At 71.2% G+C, this 22,200-nt stretch carries 21 protein-coding genes; 9 read left to right on the top strand and 12 right to left on the bottom strand.

Going from position 1 to position 22,200, the window contains the following annotated elements; genetic code table 11:
- Positions 1 to 138: 138 nt before the first annotated feature.
- The 3 genes from HD596_RS33455 to HD596_RS33445 are packed head-to-tail and all read left to right on the top strand — an operon-like array spanning position 139 to position 3,643.
- The gene (locus tag HD596_RS33455) at positions 139 to 2,181 is read left to right on the top strand and encodes a TRAP transporter permease (protein ID WP_221519628.1); all 2,043 of its coding nucleotides are present in this window, start codon (positions 139 to 141) and stop codon (positions 2,179 to 2,181) included.
- Positions 2,178 to 3,125, top strand: a complete 948-nt coding sequence (locus HD596_RS33450) for a TAXI family TRAP transporter solute-binding subunit (protein ID WP_185073217.1) — start codon at positions 2,178 to 2,180, stop codon at positions 3,123 to 3,125. Before HD596_RS33455 ends, HD596_RS33450 begins: the two co-directional genes overlap by 4 nt.
- Before the next feature lie 26 nt (positions 3,126 to 3,151).
- Positions 3,152 to 3,643 (top strand): DUF1850 domain-containing protein, encoded by a 492-nt coding sequence (locus HD596_RS33445; protein WP_185073216.1) that lies wholly within the window; start codon positions 3,152 to 3,154, stop codon positions 3,641 to 3,643.
- On the opposite strand, the gene HD596_RS33440 is transcribed toward HD596_RS33445, so the two are convergent.
- Both HD596_RS33440 and HD596_RS33435 read right to left on the bottom strand, forming a co-directional pair.
- Positions 3,621 to 4,592 (bottom strand): magnesium transporter CorA family protein, encoded by a 972-nt coding sequence (locus tag HD596_RS33440; protein ID WP_313045409.1) that lies wholly within the window; start codon positions 4,590 to 4,592, stop codon positions 3,621 to 3,623. The genes HD596_RS33445 and HD596_RS33440 overlap by 23 nt on opposite strands.
- Positions 4,592 to 5,299 carry a DUF72 domain-containing protein gene (locus HD596_RS33435; protein ID WP_185073215.1) on the bottom strand — a complete coding sequence of 236 codons (708 nt, stop codon included), beginning with the start codon at positions 5,297 to 5,299 and terminating at the stop codon, positions 4,592 to 4,594. The genes HD596_RS33440 and HD596_RS33435 overlap by 1 nt, the downstream gene beginning before the upstream one ends.
- Before the next feature lie 78 nt (positions 5,300 to 5,377).
- On the opposite strand from HD596_RS33435, the gene HD596_RS33430 reads away from it, so the two are divergent.
- The gene (locus HD596_RS33430; protein WP_185073214.1) at positions 5,378 to 6,721 is read left to right on the top strand and encodes a YibE/F family protein; all 1,344 of its coding nucleotides are present in this window, start codon (positions 5,378 to 5,380) and stop codon (positions 6,719 to 6,721) included.
- A gap of 5 nt (positions 6,722 to 6,726) precedes the next feature.
- Here the strand turns inward: HD596_RS33430 and HD596_RS33425 are convergent, their stop codons facing one another.
- The 4 genes from HD596_RS33425 to HD596_RS33410 all read right to left on the bottom strand — a co-directional run bounded on the left by HD596_RS33425 (position 6,727) and on the right by HD596_RS33410 (position 10,963).
- A complete protein-coding gene (locus HD596_RS33425; protein ID WP_185073213.1) occupies positions 6,727 to 7,584 on the bottom strand; it encodes an NAD(+)/NADH kinase in 858 nt (285 codons plus the stop codon).
- A gap of 87 nt (positions 7,585 to 7,671) precedes the next feature.
- Positions 7,672 to 8,994 (bottom strand): enolase C-terminal domain-like protein, encoded by a 1,323-nt coding sequence (locus HD596_RS33420; protein ID WP_185073212.1) that lies wholly within the window; start codon positions 8,992 to 8,994, stop codon positions 7,672 to 7,674.
- Between the two features lie 5 nt (positions 8,995 to 8,999).
- The gene (gene kdgD, locus HD596_RS33415) at positions 9,000 to 9,914 is read right to left on the bottom strand and encodes a 5-dehydro-4-deoxyglucarate dehydratase (protein ID WP_185073211.1); all 915 of its coding nucleotides are present in this window, start codon (positions 9,912 to 9,914) and stop codon (positions 9,000 to 9,002) included.
- A 68-nt stretch (positions 9,915 to 9,982) separates the two neighbouring features.
- A complete protein-coding gene (locus HD596_RS33410) occupies positions 9,983 to 10,963 on the bottom strand; it encodes a LysR substrate-binding domain-containing protein (protein WP_185073210.1) in 981 nt (326 codons plus the stop codon).
- 135 nt (positions 10,964 to 11,098) lie between these two features.
- Here HD596_RS33410 and HD596_RS33405 point away from each other — a divergent pair, with 135 nt between their 5' ends.
- From HD596_RS33405 to HD596_RS33385, 5 genes are read left to right on the top strand one after another with little or no spacing between them, the layout of a single operon-like run.
- Complete coding sequence (locus HD596_RS33405; RefSeq protein ID WP_185073209.1) at positions 11,099 to 12,106, top strand: tripartite tricarboxylate transporter substrate binding protein; 1,008 nt, start codon at positions 11,099 to 11,101, stop codon at positions 12,104 to 12,106.
- Between the two features lie 23 nt (positions 12,107 to 12,129).
- Positions 12,130 to 12,636: a tripartite tricarboxylate transporter TctB family protein gene (locus tag HD596_RS33400; protein ID WP_185073208.1), complete on the top strand. Its 507-nt coding sequence runs from the start codon at positions 12,130 to 12,132 to the stop codon at positions 12,634 to 12,636.
- 9 nt (positions 12,637 to 12,645) lie between these two features.
- Positions 12,646 to 14,166: a tripartite tricarboxylate transporter permease gene (locus tag HD596_RS33395; RefSeq protein ID WP_185073207.1), complete on the top strand. Its 1,521-nt coding sequence runs from the start codon at positions 12,646 to 12,648 to the stop codon at positions 14,164 to 14,166.
- Positions 14,163 to 14,558, top strand: coding sequence for a universal stress protein (locus HD596_RS33390; protein ID WP_185073206.1), 396 nt, complete (start codon positions 14,163 to 14,165; stop codon positions 14,556 to 14,558). Before HD596_RS33395 ends, HD596_RS33390 begins: the two co-directional genes overlap by 4 nt.
- Positions 14,555 to 15,826 carry a glucarate dehydratase family protein gene (locus HD596_RS33385; RefSeq protein ID WP_185073205.1) on the top strand — a complete coding sequence of 424 codons (1,272 nt, stop codon included), beginning with the start codon at positions 14,555 to 14,557 and terminating at the stop codon, positions 15,824 to 15,826. The genes HD596_RS33390 and HD596_RS33385 overlap by 4 nt, the downstream gene beginning before the upstream one ends.
- A gap of 12 nt (positions 15,827 to 15,838) precedes the next feature.
- Here HD596_RS33385 and HD596_RS33380 read toward each other — a convergent pair whose 3' ends face one another.
- The 6 genes from HD596_RS33380 to HD596_RS33355 are packed head-to-tail and all read right to left on the bottom strand — an operon-like array spanning position 15,839 to position 22,128.
- Complete coding sequence (locus tag HD596_RS33380) at positions 15,839 to 17,359, bottom strand: AMP-binding protein (protein ID WP_185073204.1); 1,521 nt, start codon at positions 17,357 to 17,359, stop codon at positions 15,839 to 15,841.
- Positions 17,360 to 17,399: 40 nt separating this feature from the next.
- On the bottom strand, positions 17,400 to 18,305 hold the full coding sequence (locus HD596_RS33375) for an SDR family oxidoreductase (RefSeq protein WP_185073203.1): 906 nt from the start codon (positions 18,303 to 18,305) through the stop codon (positions 17,400 to 17,402).
- Between the two features lie 31 nt (positions 18,306 to 18,336).
- The gene (locus tag HD596_RS33370; protein WP_221519626.1) at positions 18,337 to 19,491 is read right to left on the bottom strand and encodes a thiolase C-terminal domain-containing protein; all 1,155 of its coding nucleotides are present in this window, start codon (positions 19,489 to 19,491) and stop codon (positions 18,337 to 18,339) included.
- Positions 19,488 to 19,874, bottom strand: a complete 387-nt coding sequence (locus HD596_RS33365; RefSeq protein WP_185073202.1) for a Zn-ribbon domain-containing OB-fold protein — start codon at positions 19,872 to 19,874, stop codon at positions 19,488 to 19,490. Before HD596_RS33365 ends, HD596_RS33370 begins: the two co-directional genes overlap by 4 nt.
- Positions 19,871 to 20,716: a MaoC family dehydratase gene (locus HD596_RS33360; protein WP_185073201.1), complete on the bottom strand. Its 846-nt coding sequence runs from the start codon at positions 20,714 to 20,716 to the stop codon at positions 19,871 to 19,873. Before HD596_RS33360 ends, HD596_RS33365 begins: the two co-directional genes overlap by 4 nt.
- A gap of 56 nt (positions 20,717 to 20,772) precedes the next feature.
- The gene (locus HD596_RS33355; protein ID WP_185073200.1) at positions 20,773 to 22,128 is read right to left on the bottom strand and encodes an MFS transporter; all 1,356 of its coding nucleotides are present in this window, start codon (positions 22,126 to 22,128) and stop codon (positions 20,773 to 20,775) included.
- Between the last annotated feature and the right edge of the window lie 72 nt (positions 22,129 to 22,200).

Below are 22,200 nucleotides of genomic sequence, written 5' to 3'. Positions count from 1 at the left end.
GCGCCGGGACCGGGGCACGGCGAGGGGATCGGCGATCTTTGTTCCGGGCTTGGAGATCGAATGGATAACGGCCTCTTCCCTCCGCGCGTGAGCGACTCGTAAAGTCCGCTGCAACGCCGTGTCGGGGGAGGATGTGTCTTGACCGAGCTGAGCGACCGTGAGGCCGAACTGGTCTCCGCGCACGAACAGGAACGCCCGGCGCGGCAACTCGGCGGGCCCCTGCGACTCGGCGTGTGGATCGTCGGCGGGCTGCTGTCGGTTTATTCGCTGGTGGTGGTGTTCCGGCCGGTGGAGGCCCTGGAACACCGGATGACGTTCCTGGCGGTGGCGCTGCCGCTGGTCTTCCTCTGCTACCGGTCGGGCTGGCCCGCGTTCCTGCCGCGGCTGTTCGGGCGCGGCAAGGCTGCCGAGAGCCCGCCCCCCGAGACACCGGCGGAGGACGACCCGCTGGCGGGCGTGTCGAGGGCCGTGGCGCACCCGGAGGGGACCCGGCGCTCCGAGCGGCCGTCCGTGGCCGACTGGCTGCTCGCCGCCGCCTCGCTGGCCGTGCTGGTCTATCCGCTGCTCGACATCGACGGGTTCCGCGATCGGGGCTCCGGCGCCGCGCTGACGGACCTCGACGTCGTGGCGGGCCTGGCGCTGACCGTGCTGCTCCTGGAGGCGGTACGGCGCACCGTCGGCTGGTCCCTGACCATCATCTGCATAGTTTTCCTGATTTATGCCTATTACGGCGCATATTTGCCGATTGACTGGACTATCGGGCACCGCGGCTTCGACCTCGGCCAGATCGTGTCCCAGCTCTACACCGGCACCGAGGGCTTCTTCGGCGTCCCCATGCAAGTGGCCGCCAGTTACATCATCCTTTTCACGATCTACGGCGCCGTGCTCGACTATTCGGGCGCGAGCAAGTTCTTCATCGACCTGAGCTTCGCCGCCTTCCGCAAGTCCCGCGCCGCCCCCGGCCGTACCGTCACCACGGCCGGCTTCCTGCTCGGCACCGTGTCGGGCTCCGGCGTGGCCACCACGGTCAGCCTGGGCAGCGTCGCCTGGCCGGTGCTGCGGCGGGCCGGCTACCCGAAGGAGCCGGCGGGCGGCATCCTCGCGGCCGGCGGCATCGGCGCCATCCTGTCGCCGCCCACGCTGGGCGCGGCGGCGTTCATCATCGCCGAGTATCTGAGGGTCAGCTACCTCGAGGTGCTCCTGTACGCGACGATCCCCACGCTCCTGTACTACCTGGGCATCTTCCTGGCCATCGAGATCGACTCGCGCCGCTTCAGCACCCACGCCGTGCAGGTGGACGCGCCCAAGGCGGGCAAGCTGCTGCTGCGCTTCGGCTACCACTTCAGCTCGCTCATCCTCATCATCGTGCTGATGGCGCTGGACCGCTCGGCGTTCCAGTCCGTGGTGATCGCCACCGCCATCGCGTTCGCGCTGTCGTTCCTCGACCCGCAGCACCGCATGGGCCTCAAGCGCACCGGGCAGGCGCTGGCCAAGGGCACGCTGGAGGTGCTGCCGGTGACCGCGGTGTGCGCGGCGGCGGGCATCATCGTCGGCGTCATCACGCAGACCGGCCTCGGCCTCAACCTCAGCGCGATCATCGTGGACTTCGCCGCGGGCAACCTCGTGCTGACCACGCTCATGTCCGGCATCGCGGTCATGCTGCTGGGCCTGGCCGTGCCGGTGACCGCGAGCTTCATCATCGCCGCGGTGATCATCGGCCCGGCGCTCACGACGCTCGGGGTGACGCAGGCCGAGGCATACATGTTCGTCTTCTACTACGCGGTGCTGTCGGAGGTGAGCCCGCCCACGGCGCTGTCCGCGGTGGCGGCGGCGGCGATCACCGGCGGCAACACGTACAAGACGATGATGATGACCTGGCGTTACACGCTGCCGGCGTTCCTGGTGCCGTTCGCCTTCGTGCTGACGCCCAACGGGCAGGCGCTGCTCGGGCAGGGGCCGATCGGCACCGTGCTGCTGATGACGGCCGTCTCGGCCGTCGCCGTGGCGGCCCTCGCGCTGGCGACCGGCGGCATGAGCGGCTGGCCCGAACGCGTGCTCGCCGCGATCGCCGCGGTGCTGCTGCTCTTCCTCGAACCCGTTCCCATCGTCGCCGGCCTGGCCGTCCTGGCCGTGGCCGTTGCCGTGCACCTCGTCAGAAGCAGGAGAAGGGACCCAGCGTGAAGCGGATCTTTGCGATAGTGGCCGTCGCCGTCCTGACCGCGGCGGGCTGCGGCGGAGGTGGCGCGGGCGGCTCCGGCAACCGGCTGTCGATCGCCACGGGCGGCACGACGGGCGTCTATTACGTGTACGGCGGCGGCCTGGCCAAGCTGCTGTCGGCCAACATCCCCAACACGCAGGCCACGGCGTCGGTCACCTCGGCCTCCGTCGAGAACATCAAGCTGCTCGCCTCCGGCAAGGCCGACATCGGCTTCTCCCAGTCCGACACGGCGGCCGACGCGGTCAACGGCAAGGACACCTTCACCTCGAAGCAGCCCATCAAGGCCATCGCCCGCATCTACGACAACTACACCCAGCTCGTGGTCGCGCCCGGCGTGCGGGCCGCCAAGGTGGCCGACCTGAAGGGCAAGCGCGTCTCGCTCGGCCCGGCCAACTCCGGCACCCAGGTCGTGGCCAGGCGGGTCCTGCAGGCCGCCGGGATCAACCCGGACAACGACATCACCAAGCAGCAGCTGTCGATCAACGAGTCGGTGCAGGCCGTCAAGGACGGCACGATCGACGCGTTCTTCTGGGTCGGCGGCCTGCCCACGGCCGGCATCACCGATCTGGCCACGAGCAAGCCGGACGTGAAGGTGCTCGACACGAGCGACGTGCTGACGACCATGCAGTCGACGTACGGCCAGCAGTACGTCGGCCTCGACGTGGACCTGTCCCTCTACAAGCTGTCCGGCTCGATCAAGACCGTCGGCATCGCGAACGTGCTGCTGGTGCCCGACAAGATGAGCGAGCAGCTCGCCTACGACATCACCAAGACCCTGTTCGAGAAGAAGGCCGAGCTGGCGGCCGTGCATCCGGAGGCCAGGAAGCTCGACGTCATGCTGGGCCAGCAGGTGGCGCCGGTCGAGCTGCACCCCGGCGCGGCCCGCTACTACAAGGAAAAGGCCTGACGAGGCTGCTCGCGGCGCTCGCGGCGGTGCTCACTGTGGCGGCGGCGCTCTGCTCCGGCGGGAGCGCCGGCCGCCTCACCGTGAACGGCCTGCCCGTCGTCGGGGGCACCTTCTCGATCGGGTACGTGCACTCGATCTACCGGGCGCCCTCCGCGGAGGTGTTCACCGTGGAGGGCCGCCGGTTCACCATGCGGGCGGTCGTCTCGACCAACGAGAGCGTCCTGGAGTACTACGCGCTCGACGGGACGCGGGTGCGGACCCCGGAGGGCACCTGGGTGCTGCGCCTGGCCGTGCCGGCCACGTACGAGGAGCTGTCGCTGCTCACCACGTCGATCGGCCGCCGGACCCTCATCTCGGGCGGCCGCTGCCTGCCCCTGTTCCCGGCGGACGGCGCCGCGCGGGTGCGGCTGGCGGTGGAGGAGCGCCCGGACGCGCGGAGCGGGCCCTGCCGCCCGCCCTACGACCTGGCCGCGCTGCGCTGGGCCCCGAAGGCGCTCACAGCCAGTCCTTCTTCTTGAACACCACGTACAGCAGCACCGACATGCCGGCCACCAGCGCCGTGGACATCCAGAATCCCCACGGCTGCCCCGAGCCCGGGTAGGGGACGTTCTGCCCGTAGTAGCCGGTGATCGCGGTGGGCACGGCGATGATCGCGGCCCAGCTGGTGAGCCGTTTCATGATCTCGTTCAGCCGGAAGCCCTGCTGGGCGAGGCGGGTCTCGCGGACGTTGGCGAGCATGTCGCGGATGGTCTCCACCCATTCCGCCACGCGCAGCACGTGGTCGTTGACGTCCTCGTAGTAGGGGGCCATGGCGGGCTCGGCGATGAAGTCCTGGTCGCGGTGGAGGAGGGTGCCGACCACCTCGCGCATCGGCATCGAGATCTTGCGCAGCCGGGCGGTGTTCTTGCGCAGCTCGTACATCCTGCGCTGCAGCGCCCGGCCGTCATGGGGGCCGTCCTCGTCGAACAGCGACTCCTCCAGCGCCTCGGCCTGCGTGTCGAGGTCCTGCACCAGGTCGAACTGGCTGTCGACCACGTAGTCGAGCAGCCCGTGCAGCAGGAACGCCACGCCGTGGCCGGCCAGCCGGGTGTTGGCGTCCCAGCGCTTGACGACCTCGCGGATGTCGAAGTGGTCGTTCTCGCGGACGGTGACCAGGGCGTTCCTGGTGACGAAGACGTTCACCTCGACGGGGTCGAGCTGCCCTTCGTCGAAGTGCACCCCGTAAACGGTGATGAACAAGTGGTTGTCGTATATATCGACCTTCGGCCGCTGATGGTCGGACAGCACGTCCTCGACCGCCAGCTCGTGCAGTCCCAGCTCCTCACCGACCACGCCGAGGTCGGCGGACGAGGGGCAGCACAGGTCGAACCAGACCGTGTTGTCCGGATCTCCCACATAGTCGGAGACCTCCTCGACCGGGAAGCCTTCCTTTTCGAGGGCGCCGTTCCTGTACAGACGTGTGTGCACTAGCCGAGTCTGGCAAATCGTCTCGCGTTACGCACAGCCGCTCCCCCGGGATCGTTGTTGAAGTAGACGTACACGTCCTGCCAGCCCGCCTCGCGCAGGCGCCTGGCCCACGTCTTCAGCGCGGTGTCGCCGTACGACCAGCGTGACGGCCCCTCGTGCATGCGCACGTAACCCCAGTCCGCGGTGCGCCAGAGCGGGCTCTGCGGCTTGCCCAACCGGTCGGCCCAGCACAGCGCGGCCCCGTGCGCGCTCAGGAGCTCGCGGATGTCCTCCGTCCACCACGACTCGTGCCGCGGCTCCACGGCCACCCGGACGCCCGCCGGGAAGCAGCGCAGGCACCGGTCGAGCCGGTCCGCGTCGGCCTTCAGCGTGGGCGGCAGCTGCAGCAGGACCGGTCCGAGCTTGTCCTTCAGCTCCGAGGCGCGGCTCATCAGGCGCTCCACCGGCTCCTCGGGGTCGGCCAGCCGCTTGATGTGGGTCAGGAACCTGCTGGCCTTGACCGCCATCACGAAGCCGTCCGGCGTGCGGTCCCGCCAGGCCGCGAACGTCTCGGGGCTCGGCAGCCGGTAGAACGCGTTGTTGCTCTCGACGGTCGGGAACTCGGCCGCGTACTCCTCCAGCCAGAGCCGCTGCGGGACGTCCTGCGGATAGAGCACCCCGCGCCAGTCCTTGTACTGCCACCCTGACGTGCCCACGAGCCATGACATGCTTTTACGCCTACCCAGCGGGCCGGGGTGCAGTACTGTCGTCAGCCGAAGAGGACATTGACATCAGAGGGGGCTTCGATGGGTGCCGGTCACGCGCATCCCCCCAGCTCCCGGCGTACGGTGATGGCCGGTCTGGCCGTGCTCGTGCCGCTGGCGATCATCACCCTGGCCGGGCTGCTCTGGCTCTGGCCCGACGGGCAGGTGAGCACCGCCCCGTCCGGCGGGCCGTCCAGCGTGCAGCGGGTCACCGGGACGATCACCGGCGTCACCCTCAAGAAGTGCCCCGCCGCCCCGGAGGGCGCGCCCCAGCCCGACCCGGCCACCTGCGGCAACGCCGACGTCCGCGTCGAGGGCGGCCAGAGCGTCACGCTCCGGCTGCCCAGTGGGCCCGGGGCCCAGCACTTCGCCGCGGGCGACGACGTGATCCTGCTGCGCGACGCGGACGGCCACCACCAGATCTCCGACCACGACCGGTCGACGCCGCTGTGGCTGTTCGGGGCGGCCTTCGCGCTGGCGGTCATCGCCTTCGGCCGCTGGCGCGGGGTGACGGCGCTGGTGGGGCTGGCGGTCACGTTCGTGCTGCTGCTGACGTTCGTCATCCCCGGCATCCTGGAGGGCGAGCCGCCGCTGCTGGTGGCCATCGTGGGGGCCTCGGCGATCATGCTGCTGGTCCTCTACCTCACGCACGGTTTCTCGCTGGCCACGTCGATGGCCGTGCTGGGCACGCTGGCCAGCCTGGCGCTGACGGGCCTGCTGTCGTACGGGGCGCTGGGGTTCGCCCGGCTCAACGGCATCACCGACGACAGCGCGCTGGCGCTGGACATGAGCCTGAAGATCGACACGCAGGGCCTGCTGCTGGCCAGCATCATCATCGGCGCGCTGGGCGTGCTCGACGACGTCACGGTCACGCAGGCCGTCACGGTGGCCGAGCTGGCCCACGCCAACCCGTCGTACGGCTTCGCCCGCCTCTACCGGGCGGCCGGCCGCATCGGCCGGGCGCACATCGCCTCGGTGATCAACACGATCATCCTGGCGTACGCGGGGGCGTCGCTGCCGTTGCTGCTGCTGTTCAGCATCGGGCGGCAGCCGCTGGGCGAGGTGCTGACGACGCCGGTCATCGCCCAGGAGATCGTCCGCAGCATCGTCGGCACGCTGGGGCTCATCGCCGCCGTGCCCATCACCACGGCGCTGGCGGCCCTGACCGCCTCCCGCCACCACCCGGAGGAAGACGTTCAGGAGCCTCCCGGCCGGCGGGACGCGCAGGAGAGCTTCTTCGCGCCGCACGCCCACCAGCACGGCCCCGCCCAACGTCCGTCCGAGCGGCCGGACGAGTGGCCGACCGCGTGGCCGTCCGACCGGCCGGCCGAGCAGCCGGACGCGGGTGGGCGCCCGGCCCGGCACCGCCGCCGCACGCGTACCTGAGCGCTTCAGAGGGCCTCGGCGCTGCCGTCCACCCGCAGCTTGCGCCGGGCCCGCTCGTAGAACGTGGTGCCCAGCCGCACGACCTTCGCCGCCCCCGGCCACGCGGCCACGGTGACGGTGTCGCCCGGGCACAGGTGGGCCACCACGGCCCCGTCGACCTCCACCGCGAGCCGCCCGCTGGTGGGCAGCACCTCCAGCGTGACCTCCTCGTCGGCGGGCAGCACCAGCGCCCGGTTGAAGGACGAGTGGGCGGCGGCGGGCACCACCAGCACCGCCTCCACCCGGGGCGAGACGATGGGCCCGCCGGCCGAGAAGCTGTAGGCGGTCGAGCCCGTGGAGGTCGCCACGATCACCGCGTCGGCCGCGAAGCGCACGAAGTCGCTGCCCGCCGGGGTGACGGCGATCGCGGCCAGCCCCTCTCCGGGGATCCGGACCAGCGCGATGTCGTTGAACGCGGTCACGTCCGTGCCGCCGAGCCGGCTCTTGATCGCCATGCGCGGCTCGATCGTGTAGCGGTGGTCGTCGATGGCCGACAGCGTGCCGGCCAGCTCGTCCACGTCGATCTCGGCCAGGAAGCCGAGCTTGCCGAGGTTGACCCCGAGGATGGGCGTGGGCCGGCCGGCCAGCAGCCGCATGGTCCGCAGCATCGTGCCGTCGCCGCCCAGCCCGACCAGCAGGTCGGCCCGTTCGACGAGGGCGTCGGCGTCCACGGGCACGGCGGTGCAGTCGATCCGCCCCACCTCCTCGGGCAGCCCGAGCACGGTGGCGCCCTTGTCGGCGGCCCAGCGCAGGATGGTGTCTATCGCCTTCTTGGAGTCGCGCTGGGGATGCAGCACCAGCCCGACCGTACCGACCATGCCCATGAGGCCAACACTAGGCCAGCCGTCATGGGCCGGTCGGCACAGACCCTGCCGAAGTGGACCCTGCCGAAGTGGACGCTGCCGAAGCCGTCAGCGGACGAGGCAGGGGCGCTTCGGGTCGAAGACCCAGTCCTTCACCAGATACTGCATGGCCACGGAGTCGTCGCGGGCGCCGAGGCCGTGGCGCAGGTAGAGCTCGTGGGCCTCGGCCAGGGCCGCGCGGTCGAGCTCGACGCCGAGCCCGGGGGTCGTCGGCACCTCGATCGCGCCGTCCGTGATCCGGAACGGGCTGGTCGTGAGGGCCTGGCCGTCCTGCCAGATCCAGTGCGTGTCCAGTGCCGTGATCTCCCCGGGGGCCGCCGCCCCGACGTGCGTGAACATCGCCAGCGAGATGTCGAAGTGGTTGTTGGAGTGCGAGCCCCAGGTCAGCCCGAAGTCGTGGCAGAGCTGGGCGACGCGGACGGACCCGGCCATGGTCCAGAAGTGCGGGTCGGCCAGCGGGATGTCCACCGCGCCGGCGCGTACGGCGTGGGCCATCTCCCGCCAGTCGGTGGCGATCATGTTCGTCGCGGTGGGCAGCCCGGTGGCCCGGCGGAACTCGGCCATCGTCTCCCGGCTGGAGAAGCGGCCCTCGGCCCCGCACGGGTCCTCGGCGTAGGCCAGGACGCCGCCGAGCCCGCGGCACAGCCGTACGGCGTCGTCGAGCAGCCAGCCGCCGTTGGGGTCGAGGGTGATGCGCGCCTCGGGGAAGCGGCGGGCCAGCGCCGTGACCGCCTCGATCTCCTCCTCGCCCGTCAGCACCCCGCCCTTGAGCTTGAAGTCGGCGAAGCCGTAACGCTCCTGGGCGGCCTCGGCCAGCGCGACCACCGCGTCGGGCGTGAGCGCCTCCTGGCGGCGCAGCCGGGACCAGCGGTCCTCGCCCGCGTCGTCCACCCGGTAGGGCAGGTCGGTCCTGCCCGGGTCGCCGACGTAGAAGAGGTAGCCCAGCATCGGCACCCGGTCCCGCTGGCGGCCCTCGCCGAGCAGCTCGGCCACCGGCAGGCCCAGGTACTGGCCGTGCAGGTCGAGCAGGGTGGACTCCAGGCCGGTGACCGCGTGCACGGTGGTGCGCAGGTCGAAGGTCTGGGCGCCGCGCCCGCCCGCGTCGCGGTCGGCGAACCGCTGGGACACCGACCGCAGCAGGCTGCGGTAGCGGGCCACGGGCCGGCCGGCCAGCAGCGCGCCCGCCTCTTCGATCGTCCGGCGGATCGCCTCGCCGCCGGGCACCTCGCCGAGGCCGGTGCGCCCGTCGGAGTCGGTGGTGATGACGACGTTGCGGGTGAAGAACGGGCCGTGGGCGCCGCTGAGGTTGAGCAGCATGCTGTCGTGCCCGGCCACCGGGACGACCTCGACGCGCTGGATGGTGGGAGACATGGGGCCTAGCTGATCTTGTTGATGAGGGCGGTCAGCTCGGCCAGCTCGCCGTCGGCGAGGTTCTGCAGCGGCGGCCGGACGGGGCCCGCCGGGCGCCCGACGGCGGCCAGGCCCGCCTTGATGATCGAGACGGCGTACCCCTTCTGCCGGTCACGGATGTCCAGGTAGGGGATCACGAACTCCTTGATCCGCCGGTAGACGGCGTCCCGGTTCTGGGCGCGCACGTCGGCGTAGAAGTCGAGCGCGTACTGCGGGACGAAGTTGAAGATCGCCGAGGAGTACGTGCTCATGCCGAGCTGCAGCAGCGGCAGCGCGAACGTCTCGGCCGTGGGCAGGCCGCCGATGTAGGCCAGGCGGTCGCCGACGGTGGCGTAGATGCGGGTGAGGTGCTCGATGTTGCCGACGCCGTCCTTGAACCCGACGAGGTTCGGGTTGCGGTCGGCCAGGGTCTCGACGGCGCGGTCGTTCAGGATCGCGTTGGCCCGGCTGTAGACGATCACGCCCAGGTTCGTGGCGCGGCACACCGCGGAGACGTGCTCCACCAGGCCCGCCTGCCCGGCCTCCGTGAGGTAGGGGGGCATGAGCAGCAGCCCGTCGGCGCCGGCGGCCTCGGCGGCCTGGGCCTGCGCGACGGCGTTCGCGGTGCCGCCGGTGGCGGGGGCCACGACCGGCACCCTGCCGTTCACCTCGCCGACTGCCGCCCGCACCACCTGGTCGATCTCGGCGGAGGTCAGCGAGAAGCCCTCGCCGGTGCCGCCCGCGGCGAACAGGCCGGCCACGGGGAACGCGCTCAACCAGGACACGTGGTCACGGTAACCCGCCTCGTCGAACTCCAGCTCCTGCGTGAAATGGGTGACAGGGAACGACAGCAGGCCGCTCTTGAGCTGGGCGGCGAGCTCCTGGGGCGAGAAATTCGGCATGAACGTCCTCTGTTGACACGCGGCCCGCGGGATCCCCCGCACCGCCGGTAAAGGTTGATGCCGTCAGGCTAGGAGGAGGGTGGATTCCTGTCCAAGCCCGATTCTGTATCTGGCGATACCGTACGAGCATCGTCGCGTCCGGGGTCGGGCAGCAGCTCCAGGACGCGCCACAGGGCGGGGTTGGTGGAGCCGCGGTCCCAGATGACGTGCAGCTCCACCGGCTTGCCCGCGACGCCGTCACCTTCGTCGAGCGGGTCGCCGCCGCCCCGTACCAGGTCGCAGAAGACGATGCCGTCGATGCCGAGCGAGCGGGCGCTGGCCGGCGCCAGCGCCACGCCCCGGCCGGCGGCCACGAGCAGGGCGGCGGTGAGAATCTGGTGGACCTGCTGCTCGATCCTGGGGTGGGCGTTGGTGAGGAAGCGGATCGTCAGCTCGTGGAAGTAGCGCGACTGCACGGGGTTGTAGCTGATGACCGGCAGGCCGTCGAAGTCGTCGGGCGCGAGCGGCCGGCCGAGGGCGGCCAGCGGGTGCCCGAGGGGGACCACGGCGCACAGCGGCTCGCGGAAGACCACGCGGGAGTCGAGCGTGGCGATGTCGAAGGGCGGGCGGGCCAGGCCCAGGTCGAGCTCGCCGCGCAGGATGCCGTCCACCTGCCCGGCGGTCACCCGCTCGTGGAGGATGACGTCGATCTCCGGGAGCTGCTCCGTCAGGCGGCGCAGGATCGTGCCGAGCATGCTGATGGCCGAGACGGCGGTGAAGCCGAGCCGTACGGTGCCCGCGGCGCCCTTGGCGATGCGGCGGGCCCGGTCGCCCGCGGTGTCGACGAGCGAGAGCATGCGCCGCGCGTCCTCCAGGAAACCGCGGCCTGCGTCGGTGAGCACGACGCGCCGGTTGTCGCGTTCCAGCAGGGTCACGCCGATCGAGCGCTCCAGCTTCTGGATGTGGCGGCTGAGCGGCGGCTGCGTCATGCGCAGCCGGTCGGCGGCCCGGCCGAAGTGGAGCTCCTCGGCGACCGCCACGAATGCCCGGATCTGATCCAGTGTTAGCATGATGCTCGCAGAGTATCACCTGATACCGAATTGAGCCTGGACAGGCATCGAGGCAGGTCCCTAGTCTCCGGAGACTACAGAGCGGAAACAACCCCGTAACCTCCATAGACGCCGCTCACACACAAGGAGAAGTCCATGCCGACATCCCGGACGACCCGCCGCCGCATTCTCGCGGGTGTCATCGGCGGCGCCGCCGCGCTCGCGCTGACGGCGTGCGGCGGTGTCAAGACCACGTCCTCCGGCGGCGGTGACGGTAAATATCCGACGGGCAACATCGAGTTCACCGTCGGCGCGTCGGCGGGCGGCTCGACCGACCTCATCACCCGGGCGCTGGCCCAGGGCATGGGCAAGGAGCTCGGCGTCTCCACCCCGGTGCTCAACAAGCCCGGCGCGAACGGCGCGCTCAACGCCAAGGAGCTGCAGTCCGCCAAGGCCGACGGCTACAAGCTCGCCGTCCAGAACGCCTCCCTGTTCACCATCACGCCGCTCACGGTCTCCCCCGCCGAGGCCACGAAGATCGACGCGTTCGACGTCATCACCGGCGTCTCGCGTGACGACTACGTCATGGCGACCAACTCCCAGTCCGGCTACAAGTCCATCGAGGACATGAAGAAGGCCGGCAAGACCATCCGCTACGGCACGACCGGCGTCGGCACGGGCGCGCAGCTCGCCTCCGCGCTGACCTTCAAGACCGCCGGCATCGAGGCCACGGCCGTGCCCTTCGACGGCGGCGCCCCCGCACTGACCGCCCTGCTGGGCAACCAGGTGGACGTCTCCACCATGCAGATCGGCGAGGCCATCGAGAACATCAAGGCCGGCAAGCTCGTCCCGCTCGCGGTCTTCTCCGACCAGCGCATCCCCTACCTGCCGGACGTGAAGACGGCCAAGGAGCAGGGCTTCGACGTCCTGGTGACGCAGTACCGCTTCCTGACCGCGCCCAAGGGCACGCCCGAGGACGTCAAGGCCCGCCTGCTGGAGGCGGCGAAGAAGACGTTCGCCACGCCTGAGTACAAGAAGTTCAACGAGGACAACTCGCTCACCCCGATGGAGGTCTCCCCGCAGGAGGTGCTCTCTTCCCTGCAGAAGGACACCGCCACGTACAAGGAGCAGCTGAGCAAGTACGGCATCAGCCTGGCCGGATAGTCCCCCAAGGAGCGAGCATGTCCATGTCTGACCCTCTTGAGGCTGGCCCTCTCGAGTCCGGCCCTGAGGTCGCCGACGACACCCGGCCACCGCATGCCGGCCCTCTCTCGCAGATCTCGGCGGCCCTGGTGGCGCTGGCGGTCGGCGTCGCCGGGGCGATCGGCTCCGTCGCGCTCGGGCTCGGCCGCATGACCCAGCCGGGCCCCGGCCTGTGGCCGTTCGCCATCAGCGTCGTCATCGTCGTGCTGTCGGCGGTGCTCGTCGTCACCGGCCGCAAGCTCGAGGACACCGAGCGGTTCTCCAAGGCGAGCCTGCTCACCGCGGCCGGCCTGGTGACGCTCATCCTGCTGGCCTGGCTGCTGCCGCTGATCGGCTTCGAGATCCCGTCCCTGCTGCTGGTGTTCGTCTGGCTGCGCTGGCTGGGCAGAGAGTCGTGGCGCACCTCCATCGTGGTCAGCGTGCTGACGGTGGCGGCGTTCTACCTGCTCTTCGTCGTGCTGCTCCAGGTCCCGCTCCCGCGCCTCATCTGAGAAGACCCCATGGACATCTCCCCCATTCTCAACGGCTTCGGCGTCGTCATGGAGCCGGCCAACCTGCTCTACTGCCTCATCGGCGTGATCATCGGCATGCTCATCGGCGTGCTGCCCGGCCTCGGGCCCGGCGCGACGATCGCCATCCTGCTGCCGATCACGTACGGCATCGGGCCGGTCTCCGCGATCATCATGCTGGCCGGCATCTTCTACGGCGCCCAGTACGGCGGGACCATCACCTCGGTCCTGCTCCGCCTCCCCGGCGAGGCGTCCTCCGTCGTCACCGTCTTCGACGGGTTCGCCCTGGCTAGACAGGGCAAGGCGGGCACCGCGCTGGGCATCGCGGCCATCGGCTCCTTCATCGGCGGCACCGTCTCGATCGTCGGCCTGACGATCCTGGCCCCGGTCGTCGCCGGGTTCGCGCTCGACTTCGGGCCGCCCGAGTACGCGGCGCTGGGCGTGCTCGGCGTGCTGCTGATCTCCTCGGTCGGCAACGGCAACAAGCTCAAGGCGATCATCGCGGCCTGCGTCGGCCTGCTCATCGCGACCGTCGGCCGCGACACCTTCACCGGCGCCGAGCGCTTCACCTTCGACAGCCTGAACCTCGCCGAGGGCATCGACTTCATCCCGATCGCCATGGGCCTGTTCGGCCTCAGCGAGATCCTCTACAACCTCGAGGAGCGGCACAACCAGGTGCACGCGCCGGCCAAGGTCGGCAACGTGTGGCCGTCGCGCCAGGACCTCAACCAGTCCAAGGGCGCGATCGGGCGCGGCTCGCTCATCGGGTTCGTGCTGGGCGTCCTGCCCGGCGGCGGCGCGGTGCTGTCGTCGCTGGCGGCGTACGCCTTCGAGAAGCGCCGCGCCAAGCAGCCCGAGCGCTTCGGCAAGGGCGCCGTCGAGGGCGTGGCCGCCCCCGAGACCGCCAACAACGCCGCCGCCACGTCGTCGTTCATCCCGCTGCTGACGCTCGGCATCCCGGCGAACGCGACGATGGCGCTGATGTTCGGGGCGCTGCTCATCCAGGGCATCCAGCCGGGGCCGCAGCTCGTCACCGAGCATCCCGACGTCTTCTGGGGCGTCATCAACTCGATGTACATCGGCAACATCCTGCTGCTCATCATGAGCATCCCGATGGTCGGCGTCTTCGTGAAGATCCTGCGGGTGCGCCCGGCCATCCTGGCCCCGATCACGGTGCTCATCACGCTGCTCGGCGCGTACACCGTGAACAACAACGTGTACGACATCTTCCTGGTCATCGCCTTCGGCCTGCTGGGCTACCTGATGAAGAAGTTCGGCTTCGAGCCCGGGCCGCTGGTGCTCGCGTTCGTGCTCGGCTCGATGATCGAGAACTCCTCGCGCCAGGCGCTGCTCATCTTCGGCGGCGACCCGACCGGCTTCCTCACCCGCCCGATCTCCGGCACGGTGCTCGCCCTGGTGGTGCTCGTCGCCGTCCTGCCGCTCATCCGCAAAGCCGTACGCCGCAAGACCGCCGCCGCGGACCGCGTTCCAGTTGAGGAGAAGACGCCATGACGATCCTCGTCGGTTACCTGCCCACCCCCGAGGGCGAGGCCGCGGTCGACGCGGGCCTGCGCGAGGGCGCGCTGCGCTCCGAGCGCGTCGTCATCGTGAACTCCCCGCGCCGCGGCGCCCCCGTCGACGAGCACAAGATCGACGACGACGCCTCGGCCGCGCTGCTCGCCCGGGCGCGGGCCGCCGGCGTGGACGCGGAGGTACGCCAGCCGCTCCACGACGACGACCTGCCGGAGACGTTCGAGGCGCTCGTCAAGGAGACGGGCGGCACCCTCATCGTCATCGGGCTGCGGCACCGGTCGCTGGTGGGCAAGTTCATCCTGGGCAGCGAGGCGCAGCGCATCCTCATGGAGGCCAGCGTCCCGGTGCTGACCGTGAAGGCGCCCCGATGACCGTTGACGGCGGGCGGATCAGCCGCGTCTCGGTCACGCCGGTCGCCTTCCGCGACCCGCCCCTCCTCAACGTCGTCGGCGTCCACCAGCCGTTCGTGCTGCGCGCGATCGTCCAGGTGCACACCGACTCGGGGCTGGTGGGGCTGGGCGAGACGTACGCCGACCAGGCCCATCTCGACCGGCTCGACGCCGTGGCCGCCGCGCTGCCCGGCCTGGACGTCTTCGACGCGCACGGGCTGCGCCGCGTCGTCGTGGAGACGCTCGGCCGCTCCACCGGGGGCGCGGGCGCGAGCTTCGGCGGCATGCTGGAGGTCTCCAGCGCCGTGGACACCGTGGCCGCGCCCTTCGAGGTGGCGCTGCTCGACCTGCAGGGCAGGACGCTCGGCCGGCCGGTCAGCGACCTGCTCGGCGGCGCCGTACGCGACCGGGTGCCGTTCTCCGCGTACCTGTTCTACAAGTGGGCGGGCCACCCGGGCCAGGACGAGGACTCGTGGGGCGAGGGCGTCACGCCCGAGCAGATGGTCGCCCAGGCCCGGCGGATGGTCGACGAGTACGGCTTCACCGCCATCAAGCTCAAGGGCGGCGTCTTCGAGCCCGGCCACGAGGTCGAGACCGTCGAGGCGCTGGCCGCCGCCTTCCCCTCGCACGCCCTGCGCATCGACCCCAACGGCGCCTGGACCGTGGACACCTCGATCAAGGTCGCGCACCGGCTGGCCGGGGTCCTGGAGTACCTCGAGGACCCGACGCCCGGCATCGACGGCATGGCGCAGGTCGCCAAGCACACCGACCTGCCCCTGGCCACGAACATGTGCGTCATCGCCTTCGAGCACCTCAAGCCGGCCGTCGCCGCCGACGCCGTGCAGGTCGTCCTCTCCGACCACCACCTGTGGGGCGGCCTGCGCCGCTCGGCCCTGCTGGGCGGCATCTGCGAGACGTTCGGGATGGGGCTGTCGATGCACTCCAACTCCCACCTCGGCGTGAGCCTCGCCGCGATGACGCACCTGGCCGCCGCGACCCCGAACCTCACCTACGCCTGCGACACCCACTACCCGTGGAAGAGCGAGGAGGTCATCAGGCCGGGGGCGCTGGAGTTCCGCGACGGCAGCGTGGCCGTACCGACCGGGCCGGGGCTCGGCGTGGAGCTGGACGAGGACGCCCTGGGCGCCCTGCACGAGCAGTACGTGCGGTGCGGGCAGCGCGGGCGCGAGGACACGGCGTACATGCGTACGGTCGAGCCCGGCTTCACCCCCAACACCGCCCGCTGGTAACCCCGACGGCGGCTACTCGCCGCCGTACTCCTCGCGCAGTTGACGGCGTAGCAGCTTGCCGGCCGCCGAACGCGGGAAGTCGGAGCGGAAGACGAAGCGGCGTGGACGTTTGTAGGAGGCCAGCCCGTCCTTGCAGTGCGCGGCGAGCTCGTTCGCGAGCTCCTCGCCGGGGGCGGCGCCCTCGGCGGGTTGGACGACGGCCAGCACGCTCTGCCCCCACTCGGGGTCGGGCACGCCGATCACGGCCACGTCGGCCACCGCCGGGTGGGTGATCAGGTGCTGCTCGATCTCCGCCGGGTAGACGTTCACACCGCCGGACAGGATGAGGTCGGTGCGCCGGTCCAGGAGGTACAGGTAGCCGTCGGCGTCGAAGCGGCCGATGTCCCCGACGGTGACCAGCCCCCGGGTGCGGCCGGCGCGGGTCTTGTCCGGGTCGTTGTGGTACTCGAACGTGCCGGAGCCGCCGAAGTAGATCGTGCCCGCCTCCCCGACCGGCACCTCGGCGCCGCTCTCGTCGAGCAGCCGGACCGTGAACCCGGGGAAGGGCCGGCCCACCGTGCCCGGCCGCTCCAGCCACTCCCGCGAGCCGACGATGCTCACCAACCCCTCGGTGGCGCCGAGGTACTCCCACACGATCGGGCCCACCCAGTCGATCATCCGCCGTTTGACCTCGACCGGGCAGGGGGCGCCCGCGTGCACCAGCGAGCGCAGGCTGGACAGGTCGTACCGTTCCCGGACGGCCGCGGGCAGGCGCAGCATGCGGTGGAAGTGGGTGGGCACCATGTGGCTCGAGGTCACCCGGTACCGCTCGATGTCGCGCAGCGTCGCCTCGGCGTCGAACCTCTCGTGGACGACCACGGTGTGGCCCTGGTGCAGGGCCGACATCGCGAACGAGCCGGGCGCCGCGTGGTACAGCGGCGAGGTGACCAGGTGGACTCCTTCGCCGCCGGCCATACCGCACATGCGGCTCAATCCTGACGACATCGCGGCCAGGTGCTCGGGGGTCATGTCGGGCAGCGACCGCTTGACGCCGCGGGGCCGGCCGGTGGTGCCCGAGGTGTAGCCCATGATCAGACCGGCGGTCCGGTCCGCGGGCTCGTCCGCGGCCCCGCCGAGGTCCTCGTACGCCGACCACCCCGGCACCCGGCCGCCGACGGCCAGGCAGTGCGGGACGGGCACGCCGAGCTCGGCGGCCAGGTCGGCGTGGGCGACGAGGACCTTGGCGGCGCTGTCGTGGACGATGAACGACGCCTCGGCCGGCGCCAGATGGGTGTTGATGGGCACCAGGTAGAGGCCGATCTGCCCGGTGGCCAGGACGAGTTCGAAGTACGTCGAGTCGTTCCCGACCATCGCGGCGACGGCGTCGCCGCGGACGAGGCCCAGGTCGCGCAGGGCGTTGGACACCTGGTTGACGCGCGTGCGCAGCTCGCCGAAGGTGAGCCGGCGCTCTCCTGGGCCGATCAGGGCGGGACGGTCGGGGTGGGCGAAAGCCTCGGTGAAGAATCCGGTGGCGGCGGTTTCGGTCGGTGTCACGTGTCCTGGGTCCTTTCGCGAGCACTGGACCAAGCTTCGGTCAGTCGCCGGCCGGTGTCCTGCCGAGCATGTCGACGTTGGGCGCGGCCTTGGCGACCAGGTCGGGGATCACGCGGCCGAGCTCCGCCGCGTCCCACAGGTCCTGCCTGGTCACCTCCGGGCCGAGCCGCCAGCCCTCCGCGACGCCGATCCGGCCGCCGCCGACGTCGAACACCCGCCCGGTGACGCCGTCGCTCTCCGCGCTGGCCAGCCAGACGACCAGCGGCGAGACGTGCTCCGGGGCGAGCGCGGCGGCGTGCTCGGCGGGCATCAGGTTCTCGGTGAGCCGGGTGAAGGCGGCCGGCGCCACGGCGTTCACGGTGACCCCGTAGCGGCCGAGCTCCAGGGCCGTGATGACGGTGAACGCGGCGATGCCGGCCTTGGCCGCGCCGTAGTTGGACTGGCCGAAGTTGCCGTAGATGCCCGAGGCCGAGGTGGTGTTGATGAGCCGGGCGCCCAGCGGCCGCCCGCTCCCCTTGGCCCGCGCCCGCCAGTACTCGGCGGCGAACCGGGTCGGCCCCGCGGTGCCGCGCAGGTGCACGCGGATCACCGCGTCCCAGTTCTCCTCCGTCATGGACGCGATGGTCTGGTCACGCAGGATGCCGGCGTTGTTGACCAGCACGTCAAGCCCGCCGAACTCGCTCACCGCCTGCTCCACGAGGCGCCTGGCGCCCGCCCAGTCGGCGACGTCGTCGGTGTTGGCCACGGCCTTGCCACCGGCCGCCAGGATCTCCTCCACCACGAGTTGCGCCGCGCCGGCGTCGGAGCCGGTGCCGTCGGTGGCGCCGCCGAGGTCGTTGACCACCACGTGGGCGCCCTGCCGCGCCAGTTCCAGCGCGTGCGCCCGGCCGAGACCGCGCCCCGCGCCGGTCACGATCGCCACCCGGCCCTCACAGATACCACTCATCGAGTCACGCCTTTCTGTCGCTTGAAGAAGGTCAGGGCCTGCGGGCTGACAGCACCAGGCTCCCCGAGGCGGCGAAGAACATCCCCACGCCCTGCACGAAACCGATCTCGACGTCCGGCACCTGGGCGGCCGCCTCGCCTCTGAGCTGGCGGACGGACTCCTGGATGGCGAACATGCCGTACATGCCGGTGTGGGTGTAGCTGAGCCCGCCGCCGTTGGTGTTCATGGGCAGCCTGCCGCCCGGGCGGGTGTGGCCGCCGGCGACGAAGGCGCCCGACTCGCCGCGGCCGACGAAGCCGAGGTCTTCGAGCATGTACAGCGGCACGTGGGCGAAGGCGTCGTAGCACATCAGGTGGTCGATGTCGGAGTGGCTCACCCCCGCGGTGGCGAACGCCTCCGCGCTGGAGCGCCGGAAGGCCAGGCTGGAGCCCGGGTCCTCCATCTGGGAGACCATCGTGCCCTCGGCCGACTCTCCCGACCCGAGCAGGTACACCGCCCGCGCCCCGGAGGGCAGGTCGGCCGCCCGTTCGGCGCTGGTCAGCACCAGCGCGCCGCCGCCGTCGGTGACCACGCAGCACATGTCCTTGGTGAACGGGTAGGCGATCAGCGGCGCGGCCAGCACCTCGTCCACGGTGACGATGTCGCGGCGCATGGCGCGCGGGTTCTTCGCCGCCCACTCCCGCTGGGCGACCACCACCTGGGCCAGGTCCTCCCGTCCCATGCCGCGATCATGCAGGAACCGCAGCGCGGGAAGGGTGAACGTGGCGTACGGGAGCACCGCCCCGTACGGCAGCTCGAACTGGCCCTGCGGAGAGGCCGGGTTCATGCCGTACTGCGGCCCGCCCACGCGCGAGCGGCCCGACTCGCCGTGCGTGATGAGCACGACGTCGGCGGCCCCGGCCGCGATCGCGGCGGCGGCGTGCCGGACGTGCAGCATGAAGCTGCAGCCGCCGACCATGGTGCCGTCCAGCCAGCGCGGCGTGATGCCGAGGTGGTGGGAGACCTCCATGGCCAGCGGGCCGGCGGTGGCCACGCCGTCCACGTCCGCCGCCGTCAGACCCGCGTCCTCGATCGCGCGGCGCGCGGCCCCCGCGTGCAACTCGATCATCGAGACGCCGGGCAGCACGCCGATCTCCTCGGTCTCGGCCGCCCCGACGATCGCGACGTCGCCTCCGTGCATCCTCATACGGCCGCCTCCTCGGGCCGGAACACCGGCAGGTCGTCCTGGAAGCAGACCCGCAGCCGCAGGTCCAGCGGCAGGTTCTCCGGGCTGGGCGCGACCCCCACGATGTTGGTCATCAGGCGCGGCCCCTCGTCCAGCTCGACCAGCGCGATCACGGGCGACAGTCCCTCCAGGCCGGGCATCGGCCGCTGGTTGATGACGTACGACACGAGCCGCGCCCGTCCGGACACCGTCACCCACCGCACGTCGCGCGAGGCGCAGTAGCGGCAGGCCGGCCGGGGGTAGAAGTAGTGACGCCCGCACTCCCCGCAGCGCTGCACCCGCAGCTCCCCCTGGCGCGCGCCCTCCCAGTACGGCGCCGTCTCCGGCGTGGGCTGCGGCTTCACCGCTCCGCCCTCGTGAAGACGCCGCGGTCGAGCACCACGGTGTCGCCGACCTTCGTGACGAACCGGCCGTCGTCCCAGATGTGCACGGCGAGGTCCTGGCCGGGCATCACCGGGGCGGCGAAGCGGGCCGACATCCCGCCGAACGCCGCCGGGTCCGAGCCGCACAGCGCGTGCAGCAGGGCGCGTCCGGTGAACCCGTAGGTGCACAGCCCGTGCAGGATGGGACGTTCGAAGCCGGCACGAGCGGCGAACCACGGGTCGGAGTGCAGCGGGTTGCGATCCCCGCTCAACCGGTACAGCAGCGCCTGGTCGGAGCGGGTCGGGTAGACGACGACGCGATCGGCCGGGCGGTCGGGCCGCTCCCACGGTGCCGACGTGCCCCGCTCTCCGCCGAACCCGCCCTCGCCGCGGACGAAGATGCCGTTGCTGACCTGGGCGACCGGCCGGCCGGTGTCCGCGGCGACGATGGAGGACTCCAGGACGGCCAGCGCGCCGCTGCCCTTGTCGTAGATGTTCACCAGGCGGGAGGTCGAGCGCACCCGGCCGTTCACGGGGAGGGGACCTTCCAGCCGGATCGACTGCTCGGCGTGGAGCACCTGCGAGAAGTCGAAGTCACCCAGCTTGGGGCCCTGGTCGCCGCCGCCTCCGCCGATCACCACGACGAACGTGGGCAGCACCTGCTGGGTGACCCCGTGTGAGTTCTCGGTGGTGAACGAGAGCTCGGCCAGTGGGTCCTGCGCTCCGGCGCCGACTCCCAAGGCGTACAGGATGGCGTCTTTCGAGGTCCACGTATGTTCGCCCGATTCCCAGGTCTGCCCGATGGCATCGAGGTTCATCGACATGTTCCGCTCCTTTCGCACCCGCAATTTATATAGACGAAAGTCGTCTGTAAAGACGTTCAGATGCCCTTCGATCCGCGTGCGAGCCGGGCGGCCTCCACCTTCGCCGCGTCCCGCTCGGGGTTCACCAGCAGGGCGAACAGCGCCCCGCCCGCGAGGGCGACGACGCCCGTCAGCACGAAGACCGTGGTGTAGCCGTCGGCGAGGGTGCCCGTCGCGCGGGCGCCGTCGAGTACGTGGCCCGTGATCAGCGGCCCGGCGGCCGCCAGGACACCGGTCGCGGCCAGCCCGATCGACAGGACGCTGCGCTGCTGCCCGGCCGGCACGATCTGGACGAGAGCCGGATTGAGCACGGCGTTGACGCTGATGGCCAGCCCGTAACCGAGCATCAGCAGGGCAATGGGGACCGCCACCCCGGAGGAGAGGGGCAGGGCGGCGAGGAAGACACCACCCAGCGCGAGCAGCGCACCGCCCAGCAGCCCGCGGGCGCGGCGGGCCGCCGTCCCCCTCTTCAGCATCCGGTCGCTCCAGGCGCCGAACCCGTACAGGAACACCATGGCGGCGATGCTCGGCACGCCGAACAGCGAGCCCGCCGCCACCGCGGAGAAGCCCAGGCTCACCTGGAAGTAGGACGGCAGCCAGGTGAGGACCACGATCGCGAGCGTCGCCGAGGCGGTGCTCGCGGCCACGAAGCCGGCGAAGGTGCCCGTCAGGAGGATGGAGCGGATGGGCGCCCGCGGTGCGGCCTCCGCGACCGGCCCTGCGGCGCGCCCGGCGGCGGCCTGGCTGTAGGGCCCCTCCCGCCCGATGAACAGCCAGCCCACGGCCCAGGCGAGGCCCAGGACCGCGACCGCGACGAAGCCCGTTTCCCAGCCGAAGGCGGCGATGACGAACGCCAGCGGCGGAGCGAAGATCAGCTTGCCGAACGACGCCCCCGTCGTCAGCAGCGCCGTCGGCAACCCGCGCCGCTCGTTCGGCCACCAGGAGTAGGCGGTCGCGTACGCCGCCGGCGTCGCCGGGCCCTCGGCCGCGCCGAGCATGAAGCGCGTGACCAGAAGCAGCGCGCCCGATGCGGCGAAGAAGACGGGCAACTGGAGCAGCGACCAGATGACGACGGCGGTGAAGAGGGTCGCCTTGACGGGCAGCCGGTCCGCGACCAGCGCGTAGAGAAACACCGACAGCGGGCCGAGCAGGCCCGCGGCACTGCTGATGGCGCCGAACTCGGCCGCCGACAGCCCCAGCTCGGCCATGGCCGGCTGCGCGACGAGGCCGAGGATCGCCTTGTCCAGGTAGGCGATCAGCATGACGCCGAGCAGCATCGCGGTCATGCCCCAGGCCAGAACCGGACGGCTCGTGGTCTCTGCGTCGTGCGCGGTGATCGGTCCGGGCTGTGGTGTGACACGCTCGCTCACCATGATGGGCTCCTCCCGGGAGGCCAAAAGGGGGATGGTGAAGTAATGCCGATGCGGCTTCGTACTTGGGGGGTC

The organism is Nonomuraea jabiensis, from assembly GCF_014204795.1.
GTDB lineage: Bacteria > Actinomycetota > Actinomycetes > Streptosporangiales > Streptosporangiaceae > Nonomuraea > Nonomuraea jabiensis.
This window is presented reverse-complemented; position numbering and strand designations above follow the sequence as displayed.

Bases quoted from the DNA above. Each gene is read 5' to 3' on its own strand.
- HD596_RS33435 (WP_185073215.1), bottom strand. From the start codon at position 5,299: ATGTCATGGCTCGTGGGCACGTCAGGGTGGCAGTACAAGGACTGGCGC.
- HD596_RS33390 (WP_185073206.1), top strand. From the start codon at position 14,163: ATGACGATCCTCGTCGGTTACCTGCCCACCCCCGAGGGCGAGGCCGCG.
- HD596_RS33360 (WP_185073201.1), bottom strand. From the start codon at position 20,716: ATGTCGATGAACCTCGATGCCATCGGGCAGACCTGGGAATCGGGCGAA.
- HD596_RS33405 (WP_185073209.1), top strand. From the start codon at position 11,099: ATGCCGACATCCCGGACGACCCGCCGCCGCATTCTCGCGGGTGTCATC.
- HD596_RS33375 (WP_185073203.1), bottom strand. From the start codon at position 18,305: ATGAGTGGTATCTGTGAGGGCCGGGTGGCGATCGTGACCGGCGCGGGG.
- HD596_RS33355 (WP_185073200.1), bottom strand. From the start codon at position 22,128: ATGGTGAGCGAGCGTGTCACACCACAGCCCGGACCGATCACCGCGCAC.
- HD596_RS33400 (WP_185073208.1), top strand. From the start codon at position 12,130: ATGTCTGACCCTCTTGAGGCTGGCCCTCTCGAGTCCGGCCCTGAGGTC.
- kdgD (WP_185073211.1), bottom strand. From the start codon at position 9,914: ATGCCGAATTTCTCGCCCCAGGAGCTCGCCGCCCAGCTCAAGAGCGGC.
- HD596_RS33420 (WP_185073212.1), bottom strand. From the start codon at position 8,994: ATGTCTCCCACCATCCAGCGCGTCGAGGTCGTCCCGGTGGCCGGGCAC.
- HD596_RS33385 (WP_185073205.1), top strand. From the start codon at position 14,555: ATGACCGTTGACGGCGGGCGGATCAGCCGCGTCTCGGTCACGCCGGTC.
- HD596_RS33395 (WP_185073207.1), top strand. From the start codon at position 12,646: ATGGACATCTCCCCCATTCTCAACGGCTTCGGCGTCGTCATGGAGCCG.
- HD596_RS33410 (WP_185073210.1), bottom strand. From the start codon at position 10,963: ATGCTAACACTGGATCAGATCCGGGCATTCGTGGCGGTCGCCGAGGAG.
- HD596_RS33425 (WP_185073213.1), bottom strand. From the start codon at position 7,584: ATGGGCATGGTCGGTACGGTCGGGCTGGTGCTGCATCCCCAGCGCGAC.
- HD596_RS33430 (WP_185073214.1), top strand. From the start codon at position 5,378: ATGGGTGCCGGTCACGCGCATCCCCCCAGCTCCCGGCGTACGGTGATG.
- HD596_RS33370 (WP_221519626.1), bottom strand. From the start codon at position 19,491: ATGAGGATGCACGGAGGCGACGTCGCGATCGTCGGGGCGGCCGAGACC.